Origin of the sequence: Kineococcus endophyticus, assembly GCF_040796495.1 — a bacterium.
GTDB lineage: Bacteria > Actinomycetota > Actinomycetes > Actinomycetales > Kineococcaceae > Kineococcus > Kineococcus endophyticus.
In genome coordinates this window covers 159243-178590 of the sequence record NZ_JBFNQN010000009.1, presented here as the reverse complement: position 1 = coordinate 178590, position 19348 = coordinate 159243, and the positions used below count along the sequence as shown (strand labels likewise).

The 19348-nt window shown below is 75.6% G+C and carries 16 protein-coding genes and 1 tRNA gene; 11 read left to right on the top strand and 6 right to left on the bottom strand.

Going from position 1 to position 19348, the window contains the following annotated elements:
• Positions 1-80: 80 nt before the first annotated feature.
• From AB1207_RS14405 to AB1207_RS14385, 5 genes are all read left to right on the top strand, one after another.
• Positions 81-1628, top strand: coding sequence for a sugar ABC transporter ATP-binding protein (locus tag AB1207_RS14405; protein WP_367639069.1), 1548 nt, complete (start codon positions 81-83; stop codon positions 1626-1628).
• The gene (locus AB1207_RS14400; protein ID WP_367639068.1) at positions 1628-2626 is read left to right on the top strand and encodes an ABC transporter permease; all 999 of its coding nucleotides are present in this window, start codon (positions 1628-1630) and stop codon (positions 2624-2626) included. The genes AB1207_RS14405 and AB1207_RS14400 overlap by 1 nt, the downstream gene beginning before the upstream one ends.
• A gap of 90 nt (positions 2627-2716) precedes the next feature.
• Positions 2717-3796 carry a substrate-binding domain-containing protein gene (locus AB1207_RS14395; protein WP_367639136.1) on the top strand — a complete coding sequence of 360 codons (1080 nt, stop codon included), beginning with the start codon at positions 2717-2719 and terminating at the stop codon, positions 3794-3796.
• A gap of 1 nt (position 3797) precedes the next feature.
• Positions 3798-4580, top strand: a complete 783-nt coding sequence (locus AB1207_RS14390) for a GolD/DthD family dehydrogenase (protein ID WP_367639067.1) — start codon at positions 3798-3800, stop codon at positions 4578-4580.
• Positions 4581-4608: 28 nt separating this feature from the next.
• Positions 4609-5538 carry a sugar-binding transcriptional regulator gene (locus tag AB1207_RS14385; RefSeq protein WP_367639066.1) on the top strand — a complete coding sequence of 310 codons (930 nt, stop codon included), beginning with the start codon at positions 4609-4611 and terminating at the stop codon, positions 5536-5538.
• Between the two features lie 24 nt (positions 5539-5562).
• Here AB1207_RS14385 and AB1207_RS14380 read toward each other — a convergent pair whose 3' ends face one another.
• The 3 genes from AB1207_RS14380 to AB1207_RS14370 form a co-directional block, all read right to left on the bottom strand.
• Complete coding sequence (locus tag AB1207_RS14380) at positions 5563-5880, bottom strand: hypothetical protein (protein ID WP_367639065.1); 318 nt, start codon at positions 5878-5880, stop codon at positions 5563-5565.
• Between the two features lie 144 nt (positions 5881-6024).
• On the bottom strand, positions 6025-7275 hold the full coding sequence (locus AB1207_RS14375) for a sensor histidine kinase (RefSeq protein WP_367639064.1): 1251 nt from the start codon (positions 7273-7275) through the stop codon (positions 6025-6027).
• On the bottom strand, positions 7272-7970 hold the full coding sequence (locus AB1207_RS14370) for a response regulator (protein WP_367639063.1): 699 nt from the start codon (positions 7968-7970) through the stop codon (positions 7272-7274). Before AB1207_RS14370 ends, AB1207_RS14375 begins: the two co-directional genes overlap by 4 nt.
• 254 nt (positions 7971-8224) lie before the next feature.
• Here AB1207_RS14370 and AB1207_RS14365 point away from each other — a divergent pair, with 254 nt between their 5' ends.
• Positions 8225-8689 carry a hypothetical protein gene (locus tag AB1207_RS14365; protein ID WP_367639062.1) on the top strand — a complete coding sequence of 155 codons (465 nt, stop codon included), beginning with the start codon at positions 8225-8227 and terminating at the stop codon, positions 8687-8689.
• Between the two features lie 45 nt (positions 8690-8734).
• Here the strand turns inward: AB1207_RS14365 and AB1207_RS14360 are convergent.
• A tRNA-Arg gene (locus tag AB1207_RS14360) sits at positions 8735-8807 on the bottom strand.
• A gap of 262 nt (positions 8808-9069) precedes the next feature.
• Between AB1207_RS14360 and AB1207_RS14355 the strand changes: the two genes are divergently transcribed.
• A complete protein-coding gene (locus tag AB1207_RS14355) occupies positions 9070-9483 on the top strand; it encodes a hypothetical protein (protein WP_367639061.1) in 414 nt (137 codons plus the stop codon).
• 13 nt (positions 9484-9496) lie between these two features.
• On the opposite strand, the gene AB1207_RS14350 is transcribed toward AB1207_RS14355, so the two are convergent.
• Both AB1207_RS14350 and AB1207_RS14345 read right to left on the bottom strand, forming a co-directional pair.
• Entirely contained in the window at positions 9497-10411 is a 915-nt protein-coding gene (locus AB1207_RS14350) for an NAD(P)H-hydrate dehydratase (RefSeq protein WP_367639060.1), read from the bottom strand.
• Positions 10412-10420: 9 nt separating this feature from the next.
• Complete coding sequence (locus AB1207_RS14345) at positions 10421-11188, bottom strand: histidine phosphatase family protein (RefSeq protein ID WP_367639059.1); 768 nt, start codon at positions 11186-11188, stop codon at positions 10421-10423.
• 207 nt (positions 11189-11395) lie between these two features.
• Here AB1207_RS14345 and AB1207_RS14340 point away from each other — a divergent pair, with 207 nt between their 5' ends.
• The 4 genes from AB1207_RS14340 to AB1207_RS14325 all read left to right on the top strand — a co-directional run bounded on the left by AB1207_RS14340 (position 11396) and on the right by AB1207_RS14325 (position 19348).
• The gene (locus AB1207_RS14340; protein WP_367639058.1) at positions 11396-13048 is read left to right on the top strand and encodes a PP2C family protein-serine/threonine phosphatase; all 1653 of its coding nucleotides are present in this window, start codon (positions 11396-11398) and stop codon (positions 13046-13048) included.
• Positions 13049-13084: 36 nt separating this feature from the next.
• The gene (locus AB1207_RS14335; RefSeq protein ID WP_367639057.1) at positions 13085-16873 is read left to right on the top strand and encodes a hypothetical protein; all 3789 of its coding nucleotides are present in this window, start codon (positions 13085-13087) and stop codon (positions 16871-16873) included.
• Positions 16870-17028 (top strand): hypothetical protein, encoded by a 159-nt coding sequence (locus tag AB1207_RS14330; RefSeq protein WP_367639056.1) that lies wholly within the window; start codon positions 16870-16872, stop codon positions 17026-17028. The genes AB1207_RS14335 and AB1207_RS14330 overlap by 4 nt, the downstream gene beginning before the upstream one ends.
• 262 nt (positions 17029-17290) lie before the next feature.
• Positions 17291-19348 (top strand): putative bifunctional diguanylate cyclase/phosphodiesterase, encoded by a 2058-nt coding sequence (locus AB1207_RS14325; RefSeq protein WP_367639055.1) that lies wholly within the window; start codon positions 17291-17293, stop codon positions 19346-19348.

Here is a 19348-nt window from a genome sequence, read left to right as displayed (position 1 = left end):
CGCGGGACGCTCCACATACTCGGCGCAGGCAGGGCACCGGTGGAGAAGCACCCGGCCCCGTCGAACGAGAGGAAACCGACATGGTTGTCGAACCAGTTCTCCAGTGCCGGGAACTGCGGAAGTCCTTCGGTGGGGTCCCGGTCCTCAAGGGCGTGTCCCTGGGGCTGGAACTCGGCACGGTGACGGCCCTGGCGGGCGAGAACGGCGCCGGCAAGTCCACCATGATGAAGATCGCCGCAGGGCAGTACCGCGCGGACGAGGGGACCGTGCTGGTGCGCGGGGAGGAACTCGCCGCCGGCAGCATCCGCGACTCCCACCGCCTCGGGGTCGCGATCGTGCCGCAGGAGCTCGCCTCCATCGCGCACATGACCGTCTACGAGAACCTCTTCGTCGGCCGCGAGCTGAAGACGAGGCTCGGCACGCTGGACCGCCGGGCGATGGCCGCGCAGGCCGTCACGATGCTCGAGGTGTTCGGCGTCGAGATCGATCCCGGGGCCCGGATGGGCACCCTCCCGGTCGGTCTGCAGCAGATCGTCGAGATCGTCAAGAACTCCTCGCGCGGGGCGAAGGTCGTCCTGCTCGACGAACCCAGTTCCGCGATCTCCGAGCGCGAGGTCGAGGGTCTGTACCGGGTCGTCCGGCAGTTGCGCGACTCCGGCGTCGCCATCATGTTCACCACCCACAAGATGGCCGAGATCCGCGACCTGGCCGACCGGGTCGTCGTGCTGCGGGACGGCGGTCTCGTCCTCGACGAGGCCATGGCCGACGTCTCCGACGACGACATCGTCACCGCGATGATCGGCCGGGAACTGGAGGACCTGTTCCCGCCCGTCCGCACGGTCCCCGCCGACGCCGACGTCGTCCTGCAGGTACAGGACCTCGAGGTCGCGGGGCAGGCCGGGACGGTCGACCTGCAGGTGCGCCGGGGCGAGATCCTCGGCCTGGCCGGGCTCGTCGGGGCCGGTCGCACCGAACTGCTCGAGGGGATCTTCGGCGTGCGCGGCACGACGGCCGGACGGATCACCGTCGCCGGTCGCGACGTGAAGCGCAAGAACCCCGCGGCCGCCATCACCGCCGGCATGGCGCTCGTCCCCGAGGACCGCAAGCACGCCGGGGCCGTCATGGGCCTGTCCGTGCTGGACAACGGGACCCTGCCGCGGCTGGCGAAGTTCTCCGTCGCCGGCTGGCTCAAGGGCGCCTCGCGCCGCGCCGCCGTCGGGGAGGCCATGGACTCCGTCCGCCTGCGCAGTCGCGGGTTGTCCCAGGACGTCGGGACCCTGTCCGGCGGGAACCAGCAGAAGGTCGTGCTGGCGCGGTGGCTCACCGAGCACGTCGACGTCCTCCTGCTCGACGAACCCACCCGCGGCGTCGACGTCGGCGCCCGGTCGGAGATCTACCGCATCATCGCCGAGCTCGCCGCGGCCGGGATGGCCGTCGTCATGGCCTCCTCGGACATGACCGAGGTCCTGGGCCTGTCCCACCGCGCCCTCGTCCTGCGCGACGGCGCCGTCGTCGCCGAACTCGACCGCACCCAGCTGGACGCCCCCGACGTCCAGGACACCATCTTCCGGCTCAGCTCCGGGCTCAGCTCCCGTTCCGAGGCCCGCTCCGACACGAAGGACGTGTGATGTCCACGACGACGACCGAGAACACCGCGGTCCCCGCGCCGCGTCGGCGGTTCTCCCGCGAGTGGATCGTCGCCCAGCTCATCCGGCGGGCGATGCTCATCGTGATGCTGCTGGTGATCGCGTTCTTCTCCTACCGGTCGCTGCGGTTCTCCTCCCCGGAGAACCTCCAGAACATCCTCATCGCCGCGGCGCCGTTCGCGCTCATCGCCCTGGGGCAGACGCTCGTCATCCTCACCGGCGGCATCGACCTGTCCGTCGGCTCCGTCATCGCCGTGGCGGCCATGACGTCGGCGGCCGTCGCGAAGGCGAACCCCGGCCAGGTGTGGCTGACGGTGCTGTCGGCGATGGCCGTGGGCCTGCTGGCGGGCACGGTCAACGGGATCCTCGTCTCCCGCGTCGACGTACCACCGTTCATCGCCACCCTCGGCATGCTGACCGCCGGGTCGGGGATCGCCTACGTCATCGGCGGGGGTGCGCCCATCAACGGCCTGCCCGCCGAGTTCGGGTCGATCGCCAACACGAAGGTGCTCGGCTTGCAGATCCCGGTCATCGTCATGATCGTCGGGATCGTGGTGCTGGGGATCGTCATGCGCCGCACCGCGTACGGCATGCGCGTCTACGCCGTGGGCGGCAACCGCGTGGCCGCCGAGATCGCCGGCGTCAACGCCCGCCGCACCCTGTTCAGCGTCTACGCCCTGTCGGGCCTGCTCGCCGGCCTGTCCGGCGTGATGCTCGCCTCCCGCGTCATCTCCGGCCCCCCGAACCTCGGGCAGGGCTACGAGCTCGACGCCATCGCCGCCGTCGTCATCGGCGGCGCCTCGCTCATGGGTGGGCGCGGCACCGTCTGGGGCACCGCCCTGGGCCTGCTGCTCATCCAGACCCTCAACAACGGTCTGGACCTGCTCCTCGTCCCGGCCTACTGGCAGGACGTCATCAAGGGCGTCCTCATCGTGGCCGCCGTCGCCGTCGACGTCTGGTCCGTCAAGCGACGGGCCTGACCCCACCCCGCACACCACCCGCGCCACCCTCTTCGAAGGAGAAGACCCGTGTCCCACGGAACCAACCCCACCAGCTCCGCCCAGAACCCGCTGTCCCGCCGCACCCTGTTCGCCGGGTCGTTCGGCCTCGGCGCCCTGTCCCTCGCCCTGGCCGCCTGCGGCGCCGGCGACCCGAACGCCCAGAAGGAGGGGTCGGGCAGCGACGCCTCCGGCGGGTCGCAGCAGGTCCGCGTCGGCGTCAGCGTCTACGACATGAGCTCCTTCATCACCGCCGGCAAGGAGGGCATGGACGCCTACGCCAAGGCCAAGGGCATCCAGCTGCTCTGGAACTCCGCCAACCTCGACGTCAACACGCAGGCCTCGCAGGTCGACCAGTACGTCAACGCCGGCGTCGACGCCATCATCGTCGTCCCCGTCCAGGCCGACTCCCTCCAGCCGCAGGTGGCCGCGGCCAAGTCCGCGGGCATCCCGCTCGTCGCCGTGAACGCGGCGCTGAACTCCACCGACATCGCCGGCAACGTCCAGCCCGACGACGTCGCGGCCGGTGCGGCGGAGATGCAGATGATGGCCGACAAGCTGGGCGGCCAGGGCGGCATCGTCGTGCTGCAGGGCCCGCTGGGGCAGTCCGGGGAGCTCGACCGCACCAAGGGCATCAAGCAGGTCCTCACGAACTACCCGGGCATCAAGGTCCTGGCGATGGACACCGCGAACTGGAAGCGCGACGAGGCCGTCAACAAGGTCAAGAACTGGATCTCGGCGTTCGGCAGCCAGATCACCGGTGTCGTCGCCGAGAACGACGACATGGGCCTCGGTGCGCTGCAGGCGTTCAAGGAGGCCGGGGTCACCGTCCCGATCGTCGGCATCGACGGCATCGAGGACGGCCTGAACGCCGTCAAGAGCGGCGACTTCATCGGGACGATGCTGCAGAACGGCACCGTCGAACTGTCGGCCGGCCTGGCGGTGGCGGCGGCGATCGCGTCGAAGACGGACGTGAACACCGAGCCCGTCTACAAGATGCCGAAGATCACCCAGGAGAACGTCGACGTCGCGATCCAGCACGTCGTCTCCGACCGCGCGGCCTTCCTCGCGGCGCTGCCGGACCTGACGGAGAAGAACCTGAAGTCCGGCGACATCGCGTTCGAGGGCATCCCCGGACAGGAAGGTGCCTGACGTGACGGCCGACCTCGCACCGGCCGCGCCGGGCAGCGACCTCAGCTTCTCCCTGCAGGGGCGCACCGCGCTCGTGACCGGCGGGGCGTCGGGGATCGGCGCCGCCATCGCGACGGCGTTCGTCGAGCGCGGCGCCACCGTCGCCGTCGTCGACCGCAACCTGCCGGCCGCCCAGGAGCGGGCGCAGTCGCTGGGGGAGAGCGCGTTCGCGCTCGAGTGCGACGTCACCGACCCCGCCTCGACCCGGGCCGCGACGGACGCCGTGGTCGAGCGGACCGGCCGTCTCGACGTCCTCGTCAACTGCGCGGGCCTGGCGCTGCTGGGGACGGCGGAGTCGCTGCCGTTCCAGACGTGGCAGACGACGCTGTCGGTGAACCTCACCGGGACGTTCCTCATGTGCCAGGCGGCCGGGGAGCACATGCTGGCCGCCGGGTACGGGCGCATCCTCAACCTGGCCTCCCAGGCGGCGAGCGTGGCGCTGCCCGAGCACGTCGCCTACTGCGCCTCCAAGGCCGGCGTCCTCGGGCTCACCCGGGTGCTGGCGCTGGAGTGGGGCGGGCGCGGCGTGACCGCCAACGCGATCTCCCCGACCGTCGTCCTCACCGACCTCGGCCGCGCGGTCTGGGCCGGGGAGAAGGGCGAACGCGCCAAGGAGGCCATCCCCACGGGCCGGTTCGCCGTCCCCGAGGAGGTCGCGGGGCTGGCCGTGTACCTGGCGTCCCCCGCGGCTGCCATGGTGAACGGTGCGGACTACCGCATCGACGGCGGTTTCACGATCGCCTGACAGGACCGACGGAGGAACCGGGACACCCGTGAAGCTGACCATCGAGGAACAGGTGCAGTCCGCCGTCGCGGCGCGGAAGTTCTACCTCGAGGGCACGAGCAAGTCCGACATCGCGGACGTGCTGGGGGTGTCCCGGTTCCGCGTGGCCCGCCTGCTCGACGCCGCGCTCGAGCAGGGGATCGTGCAGATCTCGGTGCAGGTCCCGTTCCAGATCGAACCGGACCTGTCCGAGGAGCTGCGGCGGCGGCACGACCTGCGGCGGGCGATCGTCGTGCAGACCTCACCGGACCCGGGGGAGCTGCGCGACGGTCTCGGCGCGGTCGCCGCCGGCGTCCTCGGGGACCTGCTCACCGAGGACGACCGGCTCGGGATCGCCTGGGGCCGCACGCTGCGCTCGGTGGTCGCGCACCTGGAGGAGCGCACCCTGCCGCGCGTCACCGTCACCCAGCTCACGGGGGCGGCCGGGTCGGCCAACGACAACTGCATCGACCTCGTCCGCCGCGTCGCGGCCGTCTCCGGCGGGGGGTCGCACCCGATCTTCGCGCCGCTGCTGCTGCCGGACGCCGCGACGCTGGCCGGGGTGCGGCGGCAGACCGCGGTCGCGCGGACCCTGCAGCAGCACGCGCGGCTGACGGTCGCGCTGCTGGCCGTCGGCGCCTGGCCCGACGACTCCCAGCTGATGGACCTCATGCCCGCCGGGTTGCGCCGCAAGCTGCTGGCCGAGGGCGTGTGCGCCGAGGTGGCCGGGAACCTGCTGCGCGAGGACGGCCAGGAGCTGTCGAGCCTCAGCGACCAGCTGCTGACGGTGGGGATGGCGGACCTGCGCCGGATCCCGGAGGTGGTCGTCGTCGCGGGCGGGCCGCAGAAGGCCCGGGCCGTGCGCGCCGTCCTGGCCTCCGGGACCGTGTCCACGCTCATCACCGACGTGCACTGCGCGCGGGCGCTGCTCATCGACTGACCCCGGGCCTGACCCCGGACGGCGTCAGGCCCGGCCGGGAACGGCCACGTCCTCCCAGCGGGGCAGGTGCACGCGCGGCTGCAGCCCCTGCCGCGCCCGCTTCACGGCCCAGCGCGCCGCCTGCAGCGCACGGCGTTCGGCCTTCGGGTCCTCGGACCCTCCGGCTGCGGCCTCGCCCGCGGGGGCGGAGAGGGTGCGGGCGACGAGGTGCTCGGTCACCTGCTCCTCGGTCGCGTCGCGCAGCACCAGGGTGCGCCCGCCCGTCGACCACAGGGCCAGGTCACCGTCCGGCTGCACGAGGACGACGAGGTGGTCGCGGGCCCAGTCGGCCGTGCGGGTCACCGCCGCACCTGCGCTCGTGCGGGGCGTCGGGGGGCGGGCGTCGTGGGTCCCACGTCCATGCGGTCGTCCATGCCGGAATGGTCGCCACCGGGCGGTCCCGCGCGCTCCCTCCTTCCGGAGGGGTGGGCTCCGTCGGGTGGCGGGTCAGCCGTCGTGGGCCGGGGTGCGCAGTTCGGCGGCCGCGGGCTCGGGTCCGCGCCCGGGGGCGGAGGACTGCAGGCCCTGCGCGGCGGGCAGGGGGAGGACCGCCTCGAGCGCGAACCCCCCGTCGGGCGTGGGGCCGACGGTGAGCCGGCCGTGCGCCGCCGCGACGCGCTCCTCGACCCCGAGCAGCCCGTGGCCGGTGCCGGGGGCGGCTTGGCCGGTGCCCGGACGGGGCGCCGCGTTGCCGACGGCGACCACGAGCCTGCGCCGGCCGCGTTCGACCCGCAGGTGCGCCGCGGCCCCCGGGGCGTGCCGGCGGGCGTTCGTCAGACCCTCCTGCGCGATGCGGAAGACCGTGCGCTGCAGGCTGTCCGGGACCGTCCCGACCGGACCGGTCGCCTCGGGGGCCAGCAGGGCCGGGTCCAGGGTGAACGTGCCGGTGAGGCCGCTGCCCGCCCACAGCGCGGGCAGGTCCGCGAGGCGTCCCGGCGCCTCGAGCGGCTGGTGGCCGTCCGAGCGCAGGGCCGTCAGCATCTGCCGCAGCTCGTCCGTCGTGCGGACCGCCAGCTCCCGGATCTGCTCGGCGGCCGCACGGACGGCCGGCGGGTGCTCCCCGACGCGCAGCGCCCCGGCGACGATCGCGATGAGGGACACCTGGTGGGAGACGACGTCGTGCATCTCGCGGGCGAGCCGGGTGCGTTCCTCCGACCGCGCGGCGGCGTCGACGAGCTCGTGCTCGCGGGTGCGGGCGCGGACGAGGTCGTCGAGCCGCTCCCGCAGGTCGCCCCGGGCCGCCCGGTAGGCGCCGAGCCCGGCCGCACCCCCGAGGAGGGCGGTGACCTGCAGGAGGACCGCCACGTCGCTGCGCCACAGGTCCGGGCGCGGGTCCAGCACGGCGGCCGCCGAGACGCCGACGCCCACGACCACCGCCCCCACGACCACCCGGCCGCGGCGCTCGCGGTGGGCGAGCGTGAAGGCCAGGACGGCGGGGGCCAGCGTCGCCTGCGCCCAGCCCAGCGCGGGCACGCCCACGAGGAAGGCCACGAGCGGCACCCTGCGCCGGACCAGCACCGCGAGCAGCGCGAGCACGGACAGGACGAAGGGGCGGTTCCACCCGGCGGTCTGGTTCGTGAACCCCTCGAACCAGCACGCCACCACCAGCCCCACGTCGACGGCGACGTCGAGCGTCCTGGCGCGGAGCGCCGTGCGGGCACGGTCCCGGCGGGCCGGGACCGTCCCCGCGGAGGTCACCGCTCCTCCACCAGGCCGGCGCGCACGGCCAGGACGGCGGCCTGCACCCGGTTGCTCACCCCGAGCTTGGTGAGGACGGCGCCGACGTGCTCCTTGACGGTCGGCAGGGACACGAAGAGGCGTTCGGCGATCTCGGCGTTCTGCGCGCCCTCGGTGAGCAGCACGAGCACCTCGTGCTCGCGGGGGGTGAGGCGGCGCAGCGACTGCCGCGCCGACGCGGACCCGCGCGAACGCAGGAACCCCTCGACCACCGTGGCGGTGACCCCGGCGGACAGGACCGACGCCCCGCGCGCCAGGGCCCGGACGTGCTGGACGAGCTGGTCGGGGTCGGTGTCCTTCAGCAGGTAGCCGTCCGCGCCCGCGGCCAGCGCGGCCGCCACCTTCTCGTCGGCGTGGAACGTCGTCAGCATCGCGACGGCCGGCCGACGGGGGAGGGCCGCCAGACCGGCCAGGACGGTCAGGCCGTCGACGTCCGGCATCCGGATGTCCAGCAGCAGCACGTCGACCCGGAAGCGGCGCAGCGTGTCCAGCGCCGCGCCGCCCTCGACCGCGGCCACGACGTGCAGGTCGGGGGCGGAGGAGAGGATGGCCGTCAGGCCGGAGCGGACCAGGGGTTCGTCGTCGACGACGAGGACCCGCACGCCGTCGGCGGGCTCCGGCGAGGAGGCGGACGTCGGGTCGGGGATCTCGTCCACCCGTCCAGCATCGCAGGCGGGGTCCCCTGCCCGGCCCCTCCGGAGGCAGGGTGGTGCGGGTTCGGCCGGTCGCGGACGGCGGGGTCCGGCGATGCGCGCCGTCCCTCCACCACGCTCGGTCACCTCGTCCCCGCACCCGGGATGCGGACGGTGCGGCCGCCGGTGTACCTCAAGGACGCACGGTGAGGTGCCGAAGGGGGACGGGTGGGCGCACGCCCGCCGCAACGTCGAACCCGAGAGAGGAGCACCGCCTGGTGAACGTCTCCTCGTCGGCGACCGCCGCCGATCCGGGTGTGGCCCCCGCGGCCCGCGACCAGGGCGGACTGGCCGTCGCGCAGACCGCGAACGCCTCCGCCTTCGGCACGACGCTCGCCCGCGAGGCCCGGGCCCGTCAGGCGCGCATCCTCGCGTCCCTGACCGTCAGCGACCGTTCGTTCCTCGGTGTCGTGCTGGGCCCCGGGACGGACCTGACCGACAGCGCCACGCTGACCGAGATCGGCGCCTCCCCCCTCGCCGCGCACGTCGCGGCCGACCGCGACAGCGGTCTGCTGCCCCAGGGCTGCCCCATCGACATCGCCTACGTGCGGTTGCTGGCGGGGTTCAGCGTGCAGGACGAGACCGGGACGTTGCAGCCGTTGCTCAGCCCGCGCCAGCACGACCGCGCCCGCCGCTACGTCGAGGAACTCGGTGGCCGGGCCACCGTCGACTTCCGCACCTGACCCGCACTCGAGGAGTCGCTGCGCGGCTGCGGCGGCCCGTGGGAGTGCCCCCAGCAGGATTCGAACCTGCGACACACGGTTTAGGAAACCGATGCTCTATCCCCTGAGCTATGGGGGCCCGCGAGGCAGCCTACCGGGATGGTGCACGACCCCGTCGCCGGCCGCCCGATGTCGTTCGACATCGCCGAACTACGACGCAGTGTCGTGGTGATTGCGCTGCGCTGCAGGCGAACGGGCAGGGGGCGTGGTCGGCGACGGGCCGAACGGGTGCCTACACTCAAGCCGTACAGAACACCGACCGATGGCCTTCTCGGGTGTCGGACCACGTCGACGGGGACGCCGACACCCGGCCGTCGCCGTCATTCGAGGAGCAGCCCCGCATGTCCGTCACCACCGCTCGCCCGGTCGACCACGCCCGCGTCCCGGCCCCGCGCCGCGCCCCGCGCGAGCAGGCAGCCGTCGCGGCCCTGCACGCCGCCCTCGTGGAGTCCGGCTGCATCCTCGTCTCCACCGAGGTCGCCGACGGCGGGTGCACCGTGCCGTTCTACGACGTGCGCTCCCTGGGTCGCGCCGTGGACGTCATCGTCTCCGCGGCCCTGCGCGCCGGCGACTCCGCGCTGGCCGCCCGCGCCCGCCAGCAGGGTGGCGACGCGTGGAAGGTCACCGCACAGCCGCAGACGTGGTCCGGCGCCGAGGGCGACCCCGACGCGTGCGCCAACCGGTCCTCCACCAGCTGGCGCCTCGCGGTCCCGGCCGCCGACGTCGTCCCGACCGCGGCCGCGCTGCTCGCCTGACCCGCGGGTCCCCTCAGACCTCGATCTCGGCGAGCACGGCCGGCACCTGCCCCGGCAGCTCGCGCGCCAGGAACCCCAGCCGCCCCACCGCGCTGGCCAGGCGGTCACCCGCCCGACCGTGGAGGTGGACGCCCCACACGGCGGCCTGGGTGGGGTCCGCGCCCCGGGCGCACAGGCCCGTGACGATCCCGGCCAGCACGTCACCCGATCCCGAGACGCCCAGCCCGGCCCCGCCGGAGGCGTCCCGCCAGCACCGGCCGTCGGGCGCGGCGACCCAGGACTCGCCCCCGCCGGCGGCCACCGTGCACCGGCTGCGCCGCGCGAGCTCCCGCGCCGCGGCGCCCACGTCGCCCTCGACCTCCTCGGGGTCGGCGTCCAGCACGATCGCCAGCTCCGCCAGGTTCGGCGTCAGCACCGCCCGCCCGTCGAGGTGGTGCAGGAACGACACGTCGGCCGTCACCGGCGCGAGGCCGAGCGCGTCGAGCACCACCGTCGTGTCGAGGGCCGGCACGACCGCCTCCAGCAGGGCCCGGGTGTCCCGCTCGCCGACGGCCCCCACCCCGAGCAGGGCCGCGTGCGCCCCGCCGACGAGCTCGGTCAGCTCCCCGTCGTCCGCGCACACCGGGTCGATCCCGCCCTCGCCCGTCTCGGGCAGCCCCAGGACGAGCGCCTCCGGCAACGCGACGCCGAGGGCCACGGCGGTGCCGGCCGTCGTGGCGACCTGCAGCTTGCCCGCCCCCGAGCGCAGCGCCGACTCCGCGGCCAGCAGGACCGCTCCCGGCGTCTTGACGCTGCCGCCGAGGACGACCGTGCGCCCGCGCGACTCCTTCCCGACGCCGGGCGGGGGGAGCGGCCACGCGCGCAGGACGGCGGAGGTGACGGTGGTCGCGTCGGCGCTGGCGTCGGGTGAGGGGGGAGCGGTGGTCACGTCGATCTCCTACCCCCGCGGCTGCACGTCACGCGGTTCGTCGTCGACCGCGTCGTCGGTCACGCGGACGTCGCGCACGGCGGTCGTGTCCCCGGCCCGGTCGAGCACGAGCCGCCCCGCCTCGCCCCGGTAGGCCGTGACCGAGCAGTTGGCCAGCGGCTCCTCGGCGTCCAGCCGCAGCACCGACTCCTCGTCGAGGTCCTCCAGGACGAGCCGGAAGTTCATGACGACGGCCTGGTGGGAGGCGAGCAGCACCTGCCGGCCGGCGTGCTCCTCGCGCAGGCTCGACAGCAGGCTGCGCACGCGCAGGGCGACGTCGCACCAGCTCTCCCCACCCGGGGGCCGGTAGTAGAACTTGCCGATCCGCCGCCGCCGCTCGGCCTCCTCGGGGAAGCGGGCGCGCACGCCGAGGCCCGTCAGCCCGTCCCACCAGCCGAGGTCGCGTTCGCGGAGGCGTTCGTCGGTGCGCAGCTCCACGTCGTGACCGGCGGCCCGCAGCTCGTGGGCGATCGCGCGGGCCGTGTCGTGGGCGCGCAGGTACGGCGAGGAGACCAGCACCTCCGGGACGGGCGGCGCTGCGGGGTCCTGCGACAGCCAGCGCGCGACCGCCTCGGCCTGGGCGCGGCCGAGGGGGGACAGCGGCACGTCGGCGTCGCGTTCGGCGACGTCGACCACCTCCGCGTGCGTCGAGCGGGCGTGGGCGTCGGCGAGGTTCCCCGTCGACTGCCCGTGCCGGACGAGGACGAGTCCGGCGGGCTGGGGGAGGGCGGCGTTCACCCGACCACCCCTACCGCGTCACCCGCGGTGCCGCCCGCCGAGGCAGCCGCCGACCGACCTGCCGATGCGCCTGCCGGGAACGATCTGCGCGGCGTGCGCGTGGGACGGGTGGGTGACCCGGCGGGACCGGGGATGACAAGGTGTGTGCCGACCGACCGGTGATCCACGCCGGCGGATGCGCGCGAGGGGGTGGGGCAGCTGAGCGGGGTGGCGAGCGCCTGGCACCGGCTCATGACGCGCACGACCCTCCAGCGCCGCGTGTCGGTCATGGGGGTGTCTTTCCTCGCGATCGTGCTGGTCCTCACGGTCTTCATGCTCCTCAGCAGCCTCTGGCTGACCACCTCGGCGCGAGACCCCGAGGAGTCCGGCACGCAGCTCTCCCGCGAGGTCGACACGTTCTCCCGCAGCATCGTTCAAGCCCAATCAGCCCACCAGCTCTACATCACGTCGTCGACCGCGGCGCGGCAGACGGCCGAGCAGGCCAACCGGACGAAGGCGCTGCAGCAGTACGAGGACGCCCGCACTCCGCTCGTCGGACAGTCGCGGGACGAGGCTCTGGACGTCTCGGTCCGCCAGGACCTGACCCGGGTGCTCGACGACGCCGCCTACTGGCGCAGCGTCATAGACCGTCAGGCGTCCTTCAAGGCGAACCTGGACGCAGCCGGCCTGAGCCGGTCGATCCTCGACGACCCCTCGGTGCAAGCCCTCCAGAGCACTTACCGGGACCTGGGTGCGCTCAACGACAGCGTCCGGGAGCTCGAGCGGACGTCCCGTTTGAGCCTGGAGGCCGAGCGGAACCGGATCCGCAGTGTCCAGCTGGCCGTCGCCGCCATGACGCTCCTCGTCGTCCCGGCCGTCCTCTACCTCGTCCGCCGGTGGGTCCTGCATCCCCTCGGGTCGCTCTCGGCGCAGCTGCTCGAGGCGGCGGGCGGGGAGCTGCAGAAGCCCATCACCCTCCCCGGCCCGCCCGAGCTCGCGGCCGTGGCGGCCTCGGCCGAGACGATGCGGCGCCGCATCCTCGACGAGCTGGCCGACGCGGTCTCGGCGCGCGAGGCCCTGCAGCAGGGGCAGCCCCTGGTCGCGGAGGTCCGCGACCAGCTGACGGCGCACGACCTGCCCGTGGTCCCGGGCTGGTCCTCGGCCGCCGCCCTGCGCCCGGCCGAGGGGCTGCTCGCGGGGGACTGGTACGACGTGCTGCCGCTGGCGGACGGCCGGTTCGCCGTCGTCGTCGCCGACGTCTCGGGCCACGGGGCGCGCGCGGGCATCGTCGCCATCCAGCTCAAGCGGCTGCTCGAGGCGGCCCTGCACCTGGCGCCCGAACCCGACCTGGCCCTGGCCATGGCGGCCCGCGTCTTCGCCGACGAGGCCGAGCGGTTCGCCAGCTGCGTCGTCGTGGTCGTCGACCCCGACTCCGGGACCGTCTCCTACGCCAACGCCGGCCACCCCGCCCCCGTCGTGCTGCGGACGGACGAGGAGTCCGGCGGGGTGCGCGTCGTGACCGAGCTGGACGCCACCGGTCCGCTGCTGTCCTGGCTGCACCTCGACGTGCCCGGCGCCTGGCAGACCCGCACGACGTCGCTGGCCCCGGGCTCGGTCCTCGTCGTCTACACCGACGGGCTGACCGAGGCTCGGCCGACGGGCAGCACGGACGAGCTGGGGATCGCCGGCGTCCTGCACGCCCTCGGGCGGCTGCCGGAACTGACGCCGCAGGCCCTCGTCGACGAGGCCCTCGACGTCGCCCGGCGCTTCAGCGGCGGCCGGGCCCGCGACGACGTCACCCTCGTGGCCCTGTCGCGAGGGGCCGCTCCCGTACCCGCGGTGCCGCTCGCGCGCGGCGGCACGCAGGAGCCGCGCACCTGACCCGATCCACGTCGGGCGACGCCTAACCTTGACCGCGTGACGTCTTCTCCCGCGACCGGTCCCGACTCGACGCGTCGGCGCTGGTGGGCGGAGGCGGAGGTCCTCGGGGGCACGTCGGCGCTGCTCGACTGCCCGGTGGGGACCGACGCCGTGCTCGACCTGACCACCGCGCACCCCTCCGGCCTCGCCCAGCTCCTCGCGGGCGGTCCCGCGCCCCTGACCAGCCTCGTGCGCGAGGCGGGGGCCTTCGCCGAGGCCCGCCGCCGGGCCCGCACCACCCACCGCCTCGCCGGAGCCCTCCTGGCCCAGCGCGGGACCCGGTCGCTCGCCGTCGCCGTCGGCATCGCCGGCTGGTCCATGGCCGACGAACCCGACGCCGCGACGCTCGCCGAGGGCGCCGCCCCGGCCGCGCTGCGGGCCCCGCGCCGCACGCCCGTCCTGCTGCGCCGCTGCACGCTCAGCCCGGCGACCGAGGCGCTCGACGACTTCGTCGTCCAGCTGGCCCCCGAGGTGATCGTGAACCCCGTCCTCGTCCGCGTCGCGCGCGCCGAGCTCGGCGTCGACCTCGACACGCGCCGCATCGCGGCCGCCGTGGGCGCCCACTGGGGCTTCGACCCCAACCCCGCCATGGACGAGCTGCGCCGCCAGCTCGCGGGGGTGCGCGGGCTGCGGGTCGAGCGCCGGCTGCTGCTGGCGACCTTCGCCGACCCGGGCGCGGACCTGCTGGCGGACCTGCGTCGCCGGGGCGGGCTCGTGCGCGACCACCGCGTCGTCGCCGCCGTCGCGGGCCGCCGCCCGGTCGAGCCCCTGGCCGCGGCCGGGCCGGTGGACGAGGACGCGAGCACCCCGGACACCGGTCCGGACCTGGTCGAGGGCCTCGCCCTCGACCCGGCCCAGCGCCGCGTCGTGGAGACCGTGCTGTCCGGGCAGGACGTCCGGCTGGACGCCCCCACCGGCACCGGGGCGACGCAGGTCGCCGCGGCCGTCATCGCCTCCGAGGTCGCCGCGGGCCGTCGCGTCCTCCTCGTCGCCGACTCCGCCGCCGACCGTCGCGCCGTGGACGAGCGCCTGCGGGACAACGGGTTCGGCCGCCTGCTGCTGCACCTCGTGGCCGACCTGGACTCCTCGGCCGACGACGCCTCCGTCCAGCTCGACGCGGCCCGCCGGGAGGTGCGCGCGCGTCTGGACGCCGCCGCCCCGTCCGGCGGCGCCCCCGGCGCCGACCCCGACGTGGCCGGCCCCGCCCGCGCCCTCGAGGAGCACGCGACCGCGCTGCACCGCCTCCGCGAGCCGTGGGGTGTGAGCGCGGCCGAGGCCATGCGCGCCCTGCTGGACCTGGCCGAGCGCCCCGAGCCGCCGACGACGAGCCGTCGGCTGCGCGGTGCGGACCTGTCGTCCTGCGCGCGCGAGGACGTCGCCGGCTGGGCCGACCGCCTCGTCGAGGCCGTCGACCTCGGGGCCTTCGACGTCGGCCCCGGCACGACGCCCTGGGCCGGTGCGGACCTGCGCACGCCCGAGGCCGCCGAGCAGGCCCTGGAGCGGGTCGAGAACCTCATCGGCCAGCGGCTGCCGGCGTTGCGCGCGCTGCTCGCGACCGTCTGCGACGCAGCGGGTCTGCGCGGCGCCGCGTCGGTCGCGGAGGCCGCCGAGCGCACCGAGCTCCTCGACGGGGTCCGCACGACCATCGGGCGCTTCGGCGCCGAGGTCTTCGGGCAGTCCCTCGGCGACGTCGCGGCTGCGACCGCCACGCCCCAGTGGCGGCGCGAGCACGAGGTGCGGCAGGGCTGGATGCGCCGCTGGCGCCTGCGCCGGGAGGCCCGGGCGCTGCTGCGCCCGGACGTCTCCGCCGGGGACTGGGCCACCCTGCACGAGTGGCTGCAGCAGGCCCGGTCCGAGCGCCTGCGGTGGCAGCGGGTCTCCGTGCGGGACAACGCACCCGTCGTCCCCGACGACCTCGACGCGCTCATCGCCGCGGTGGCCGCCGTGCGGCGCGAGCTCGACGACCTCGCTCGCGTGCTGCCGCCCCGCTCGTGGACGGACCTGGGGGCCACGTCCCTGCAGGACGTCCAGCTGCCGGAGCTGTCGGCCCTCCTGCGCGCGCTCGCGGCCGACGCGGAGGCGCTCGGCCCGCTGCCCCGCCGGACGGTCCTGCTGGACGAGCTGGAGGGGGCCGGCTGGGGCGGGCTCCTGGAGGACCTGCGCGCCCGCTGGGGCGGACCGGGCAGCCTGCACCTGCCCTCGGAGGTGGAACGCGCCTGGTGGGCGGGTGTCCTGGACGCCGTCTCGATGGTCGACCCGCTGGTCGGCACGGGGGAGGCCGCCGCGCTGCGCACCGCCCGGTACGAGCTGCAGCTCGCCGTCGCGGCCCGTCGCGGCCGCCAGGCGGCGCGGGTGCGTGCCGCCCTCGACGCGAGGGCCCAGGCGTCGGGGCGCCCCGGTGACCTGCTGCCCGTGACCGCGCTGTCGGCGGCGGGGGTCGCCCGGCTGGCGGACGAGGTCCACGACGCCGACCTGCTCGTGCTGCTCGGGGCCCAGTCCACGACGACGGCGGCGGCGCTGCCGGCGCTGTCCCGCGCCGCGCGCGTCCTCGTCGTGGGGGACCCGCAGCTGCCCGGTCCGGCCGACCTGCCGACCGCTCGCGACGAGCACACCGTGCCCGGACCGGTGCGGGACAGCCTCTTCGCCGACGTGGAGGGCGTGCTGCCCACGCTGCGGCTGGACCGCCAGCACGCCCTGCTGGACGACACCCTGCTGTCCGGTGTCCCCGCCCCGGCGGCGCAGGTCTCCCTGCCCGGCCCCGGGCACGACGGGCGGGCCACCGCCCGGACGTCGGACCGCCCGCCGGGGGCGCGGCGGGGCCCCGACGCGCTCGTCGACCTCGTGCTGGAGACGGCGCTGGCGGCGCTGAGCGCCCACCCCGAGGAGTCCCTCGGCGTCGTCGTGCCCGACGCCGCGGGTGCCGAGCTGCTCGCCGACACCGTGCGGCGGCAGGCGCTCGACCGGGGCCTGCCGCTGTCCGTCGGGCGTGAGCCCCTGCTGGTCGGCACGCCGGTCCGCTGGACCGGGGAGCGCCGCGACCACGTGCTCGTCGTCACCGACGCCGTCCTCAACGGGCCCGCGCTGGGGGCCGCCCACGACGACGGAACAGAGGCCGGGGCCGCCGAGGGCCGTGCCACCGCCCGCGCGGAGGCGTGGATGGCCCTGACCCGCAGCCGGCTGCGCACCACCCTCGTCCTCGACGACTCCGGCTGGAGCTCCGGCGCGGACGCCGAGGACCAGGAGGACGGACGCGCGCTGCTGGACCGCGCCGCGCGCGCCTGGGAGCGCGAGGAGGTCCTGGCCGAGTCGGGACGCCCCGAGCAGCCCGGGGCCGACGCGGTGGTGCGTCGCCTCGCGAGCGCGTGCCGGCGGATCGGGTTGCCGGTCGAGTGCCAGGTCGGCACCTCCCGCGTCCTGGCCCTCGTCGTCCGGGACGCCCGGGCCCGGGCGGGCGCCGGCCCGGCCCTGGTCGTCGAGCTGGACGACGCGACGTGGGCGAGCGGGGACGTCGTCGACCGCGAGGTCGACGGCCCCACCGAGCTGGAGCGCCGCGGCTGGCGGTACGTGCGGGTCCTCACCGCGGACGTCTTCGCCGACGCCGACGCCGAGGCGGACCGCGTCGCGGGCCTGTGGCGGGACGCCCTGGCCGACACCGGCCACGACCTGCCGTGGATGGTCGACCTGGCGGGCTCCGACGGACCGAAGGGTCACGTCCTGCCCCAGGGGGGCCGCACGTCCGCGACACCGGCCGTCGACCTCGACCGCAGCGGGGTGCAGGCGCCGTGAGCCCGGCACCGGCCGGGCCGGGGGACGAGGACCGGGAGGTCCCGCTGGAGGACGAGCGCTCCGCCGACGACCGCGACGAGGGGTGGGGCGAGCGCTCGGGGACCGGGCTGGACGACGACTGGTACCTGTCCCAGCGCCCGCCGCACTGGGACTGAGCGCGGAGCAGGGCCGAGTACCGCATCGGTGGCGACGGGAACACGCTCCGTCATCCGTGATGTGCACAGAGACACACGTTGCTGACTGAACGTTCAACCACACTGACTCTCGGTCGAAAGTCCTGTCTCCTGCCCACTCAGAGCTTCTGCCGCGCCGTCTCGACCCCCATGATGGGCGCGGACCGCCGCCTGTCCTCCCCCGAACGGGGGGCGCCGGCCCGGTCCGTCCGAGGGGTCCGGGTCCGGTGGCGGGAGGTGGGACGTGCAGCGCACGACGGCTGCCCTCGCCGCACCCCGCATCTCCCCGACGCGTCGCCCGGCTCGGCCGCGTCCTGACGTCCCCTTCGCGCTCGACCTCCTGGCCGTGGTCGTCGCGGTCGCGGTCCTGTCCGTCGCGGTGCTGGCCGCCCTCGCCGCCCCCGCGCCGTGGCACGCCTCGCGCTTCGCCCTCGTCCTGGCTGCCGTCGTCCTCGTGGCCGAGTCCCGGCCCGTGACCCGCCGCACCGGCGGGCGGGGCGAGCCGCCACCCCTCGCGTGGGGCTTCCTCGTGGCGCTCGTCGCCCTCGGCCCCCTCGCGCTGGCCCTCCTCGTGCGGGCCGTCCCCACACTGGTGCGCCAGGTGCGCCGCGGCGCCGGCCCCCAGGCCGTTGTCGTCGCGGTCGCGACCTCCGTCGTGGGGGTCCTCGTCTGCGGCGTCGTGCTCGACCTCCTCGTGGGGGCCTCCGCCACCGACGGGCCCGCGTTGCGCGACCCCACCGACTGGCCCTCGGTCCTGGCGGCGGGCGCGGCCGGACTGCTGGCGCAGGGCCTCGCCCGGTACGCCTCCCGGCGGATCGTCGTCCGGTCCCCACGGCGCCTGGTCCGGGCCGGTTCGGCCTCCGGTCTCCTGCTCACCCTCGCCGTCCTCGCCTCGGCGCCCGTGGTCGTCGTCAGCGCCGAGGGTGGCCCCTGGCTGCTGGTGCTCGTCTGCGTGCCCCTGTCCGTGATGCTCGTCAGCGCCGCCGTCGCCCGCCGGCACGAGCGGCGGGCGCTCGTGGACGACCTCACCGGGCTTCCGAACCGCGACGCGTTCCTCGCCGCGACCGCGCGTTCCCTGCGGGGAGGGGAGGGGGCCGACCTCGGTCCGGGCCTGCTCGTCGTCGACCTCGACCACTTCAAGGACGTCAACGACACCCTCGGGCACCCCGTCGGGGACGCGCTGCTGCGCGAGGTCGCGGGCCGGCTCACCGCGCAGGCCCCGGCCGACGCCGTCGTGGCGCGGCTCGGCGGGGACGAGTTCGGGCTCCTCGTCTCCGACCGCCTCGAGGCCGAGGGACTGGCGCTCGCGGTCGTGGAGGAGATGTCCCGGCCGATGCGCGTCGGGGAGCTGCAGGTGCTGCTGCCCGCCAGCGTCGGTGTGGCGCTCGCCCCGGAGCACGGCACCAGCGCCACCTCGCTGCTGCGCAGCGCGGACGTCGCCCTCTACCAGGCCAAGGAGGTGCGCGGCCGGGCGTGCACGTACGCCGGACGCCGCGACGTCAACAGCATCGAACGCCTGCGGCTCCTCGGTGACCTGGGCCGGGCCGTCGAGCGCGGCGAGCTGTTCGTCCGCTACCAGCCGCAGGTGGACGCGCACACCGGCGTCGTCGTGGGGGCCGAGGCCCTCGTCCGCTGGCGCCACCCCGAGCTCGGCCCCGTCGGTCCCGACCGCTTCATCCCGCTCGCCGAGCAGTCCGGGCTCATCGCCGGCGTGACCGCGGTCGTCCTCGACCAGGCCCTCGCCGACGCCGCCCGCTGGAGCGCCGCCGGGTTCACCCCGAGCGTCTCGGTGAACCTCTCGGCGCGGCTGCTCACCGACCACGACCTGCCGGCCCTCGTCGCCGACGGTCTGCGGCGGCACTCGGTCGCCGCCTGCGCCCTCGTCCTGGAGATCACCGAGACCGGCATCGTGTCCGACCCGGCGCGGGCCCGGGCCGTGGTGCGCCGGCTGCGGGCGCTCGGCTGCTCGGTCGCCGTGGACGACTACGGCACCGGCCAGGCGTCGCTGGCCTACCTCATGGACCTCGAGGTGGACGAGCTGAAGATCGACCGCAGCTTCGTCACGGGCATGACCAGCGACCGGGCCCGGGCGGTCATCGTGCGCTCCACCGTGCAGATGGCCCGCGAACTGGGGCTGCGGGTCGTGGCCGAGGGCGTCACCGACGCGCCCACGCAGCGGGCGCTGGCCGCGCTCGGGTGCCACACGGCCCAGGGCGAGCACGTCGGCGGACCCATGACGGCCGACGCCGTCCTGGACCTGCTGCGCGTCCGTCACGCCGGCGCCACCCCGCGCCTGGACTGA